The sequence below is a fragment of the Xenorhabdus sp. IM139775 genome, from assembly GCF_028598745.1.
Taxonomy (GTDB): domain Bacteria; phylum Pseudomonadota; class Gammaproteobacteria; order Enterobacterales; family Enterobacteriaceae; genus Xenorhabdus.
Map to the genome: position 1 here is coordinate 1 of NZ_JAQRFK010000147.1, position 2,858 is coordinate 2,858.

At 35.2% G+C, this 2,858-nt stretch carries 2 protein-coding genes; both read right to left on the reverse strand.

Annotated features, from left to right (window positions below; all coding sequences use genetic code 11):
- A partial coding sequence (locus PSI17_RS16375; RefSeq protein WP_273552977.1) for an ABC transporter substrate-binding protein occupies positions 1-1,482 on the reverse strand: 1,482 nt, incomplete at its 3' end.
- Positions 1,483-2,182: 700 nt separating this feature from the next.
- A partial coding sequence (locus tag PSI17_RS16380; protein WP_273552978.1) for an ABC transporter substrate-binding protein occupies positions 2,183-2,858 on the reverse strand: 676 nt, incomplete at its 5' end.

Below are 2,858 nucleotides of genomic sequence, written 5' to 3' on the forward strand. Positions count from 1 at the left end.
AAGAGCTTTTTGAAAATCTTCTTGCTTATTCGTTTCTCCGGCTTTACGCGTCCAATTATCAAAATCCTGATTAGAATAAAACGAAGCATTATTTGTCTGATTTGTTGTAAATATATTAAAGAAAGATATCGGACTATTATAATCGCCAATCCATCCAGACCTAATGACATCAAATTTCCCCTGATGTTCACTCTCCAACTTCACTTTCCACTCTTCAGCTTGTATATTTGCAATCGCACCAAGGTTCTTTTTCCACATAGAGGCTGCTGCAATCGCAACTTTCTTATGCAACTCGTTTGAGTTATAAATCAAGTTGAATTTAAGGGGATTATTTTTATTAAAACCCGCGGCATTCAATAATTGTTTGGCTTTTTCGTCACGTTGAGCCTGTGTCCATGATGCATAGTCAGGTTGTTTGAATTTAAAACCACCAATTCCGGGGGGTAAAATTGTATAAGCAGGTATTTGCCCTTGAGCTACGACCTTATTAGCAATAATACTTCTATCCAAGGTCAGGTTTAACGCTTGTCTGACTCTAATATCATTAAACATCGGCTCTTTATTATTAATGGTATAATAATATGTACTAATTATCGGTGAAATATGAATTTGTGGATTCATATTTTTCTTTAATGATGCAAAAGATTCCAATGGGATCGTAAATGTAATATCTATCTCTCCTGCCAGATAACGGTTTAAATCTGAGTTTTCTGACGAAAGAGGAAGATAAATCACTTTATCAATGACGGTATTTTTATTATCCCAATAATAAGGATTTCTCACGCCAACAATTTTTTCATTCACGTTCCATTCAGCTAACTTAAATGCCCCACTAGAAACAAAAAATTCAGGTTGAGTCCATTTTTCTCCGTATTTTTCAACGACTTTTTCGCTAATCGGCGACGCAATAGTGAACGCCAGCATCTGTAAAAAATACCCAACGGGTTTTTCCAGTCTTACCTCCAGCGTTGAATCATCCAGGGCTTTGACACCCAACTCCTCCACTTTTTTCTTACCGGCTAAAATTTCTTTGGCATTGGCCATGGAAGCATCAACAAAATAGCTACCATAAGGAGACAGTGTTTTCGGATCTGTCAAACGCCGCCAGCTAAACACCACATCATGAGCGGTAATGGGTGTTCCATCAGACCATTTGATTCCTTTCCTCAAATGGAAAATCCACGTTTTATTGTCCTTCGTTTCCCAGCTTGCGGCCAGTTTAGGTATAACCCGGCCCTGTTTATCCGTGCTTACTAATGTATCAAAAAAATCATGGATAATATTCATTGCTATATTGCCATCAACTTTATTGACATCCAGTGAGGCAGGCTCTGCACCATTATTGCGGACAATCTCTTGTTTTTCGGCCAATTGAGTTCCGGGTGGAATAACGGCGGCATAAGACAGTGTGATACCGCCTAACGTTATACTGACAGAATAGATTAATATTCTCATTTCTTTATATATAGTTTTATTTAACATATTATTTCCTTCTATTGCTGTGGTGTGGTTTTTATTATTAAAAATATTTATTTATACTTGATGGATATATATCCATTCTATTCTTTTAAAAAGAATTCCGTAACGCACCCATTACGAATAAGTTAATCCATTTAGAACGGATAGGTAAAGTGAAATATATATTTCAATAAAATCAATTCATTAAGTTAGAACTTAACCAACTGATTTTATGTTGATAATATTTCTACTTATACTATGCTTTTAGTATAAAGCGATTTTAAATGACTTTTCATCATGACAGCATACTCAGGCTATGGGGATCTCTTATTCCCACCGTGAGGAATTTATTAAAATCGATCAATAAAACCAATCAATAAAAAACATTATTCTTATCTCTACCCAGTCTATTATTGAGAAAACACACAGAATATATTTTATGAAAAATAAATTCTCTACAGAAAATAGATTAGCAGCCATCAAAAAATCTTGCCAAAATCATGGGTGGCAAATTTGACGATGATATCATTAATAATACTCAAGAAAAAATATTGAAATTATTGTGTTAATCCAGCCTTGGTCTTAGTCAATTTAAACTCTATTATTTTATATAAAAACATCACCAATACCAGATCAGCGGTAAATTTATCCGGCCTTTATATTCTTTATGCTCAAGCTGCAACTTTATCAGATGCAGCTTAAGACCTATTATGTATAGTTGTTTTTAATGCTTAATAATATAGAGATCTTTGGTAAAAAACTCGCCTCTTGAGTTAATATTAAAACCACCTATATAAGGTTTTACCATATTATGGTTAACATAGAAATAAATAGGTATAGCAGGTGCATCTTTTGTCAGGATATCAGATGCCTGCTGATAATAATCTTTCATATTCGTTTTTTCTGCTTTTTCTAAAAATTGATCAAATTTATGATTTTCATACATAGAAGTATTTTTCACTTGCTTCGCTAAAAATATAGATAAGTATGTCATCGGGCTGTCATAATCAGCAACCCATGCCCGCCGGATAACATCAAATTTCCCTTGATGCATATTATCCAACATGACCTTCCACTCTTGATTCTGTAAAGCCGCATTCACACCCAGATTCTTTTTCCACATTGAGGCAACAGCAATGGCAATTTTTTTATGTCCTTCCTGAGTATTATAAAGCAGGTTAAAGGTGAGTGGATTATTTTGATTAAAGCCGGCCTCATTCAGCAAGGCTTTCGCTTTGGCAATACGCTGTGCCTGAGTCCAGACAGCATAATCCGGTTGTTCAAAATTAAACCCCCCAATATTGGGTGTGAGCATCGTATAAGCCGGCAACTGCCCCTGCCCTAATATCTTATCAACAATAATATCCCTATCTAAGGCTAAATTCAGCGCTTGCCTGACT